The sequence below is a fragment of the Allobosea sp. FG18 genome (assembly GCF_057809495.1).
The window spans coordinates 1-995 of sequence record NZ_JBMDKB010000084.1; the positions used below are offsets into that span (position 1 = coordinate 1).

At 66.0% G+C, this 995-nt stretch carries 1 protein-coding gene; it reads left to right on the forward strand.

The genetic code is table 11. The features are described 5' to 3' along the window. On the forward strand, window positions 1-995 hold a 995-nt coding region (gene tuf, locus ACODTJ_RS29165), incomplete at both ends, for an elongation factor Tu (protein ID WP_488851723.1).

Consider the following 995-nt stretch of genomic DNA (forward strand, 5'->3'; position numbering starts at 1 on the left):
CCGGAAGAGAAGGCTCGCGGCATCACGATCTCGACGGCTCACGTCGAGTACGAGACGGCGAACCGTCACTATGCGCACGTCGACTGCCCCGGCCACGCCGACTACGTGAAGAACATGATCACGGGCGCGGCGCAGATGGACGGCGCGATCCTGGTGGTTTCGGCTGCCGACGGCCCGATGCCGCAGACCCGCGAGCACATCCTGCTGGCGCGCCAGGTCGGCGTTCCCGCGCTGGTGGTGTTCATGAACAAGGTCGACCTGGTCGACGACGCCGAGCTGCTCGAGCTGGTCGAGATGGAGATCCGCGAGCTTCTGTCGAAGTACGATTTCCCCGGCGACGACATCCCGATCACCAAGGGCTCGGCCAAGGTCGCGCTGGACAACGGCGACAAGGCGATCGGCCATGACGCGGTGGTCGCGCTGATGCAGACGGTCGACGACTACATCCCGCAGCCGGAGCGTCCGATCGACCTGCCGTTCCTGATGCCGGTCGAAGACGTGTTCTCGATCTCGGGCCGTGGCACGGTGGTGACCGGCCGCGTCGAGCGCGGCATCGTCAAGGTTGGCGAGGAAATCGAGATCGTCGGCCTGAAGGACACCGTGAAGACGACGGTGACCGGCGTCGAGATGTTCCGCAAGCTGCTGGACCAGGGCCAGGCGGGCGACAACATCGGCGCGCTGCTGCGCGGCACGAAGCGTGAGGACGTCGAGCGCGGCCAGGTGCTGTGCAAGCCGGGTTCGGTGAAGCCGCACACGAAGTTCACGGCCGAGGCCTACATCCTGACGAAGGAAGAGGGTGGCCGTCACACGCCGTTCTTCACCAACTACCGCCCGCAGTTCTACTTCCGCACGACGGACGTGACCGGCGTGGTCTCGCTGCCCGAGGGCACGGAGATGGTGATGCCGGGCGACAACATCTCGATGGAGGTGACGCTGATCGCCCCGATCGCGATGGAAGAGAAGCTCCGCTTCGCCATCCGCGAAGGCGGCCGCAC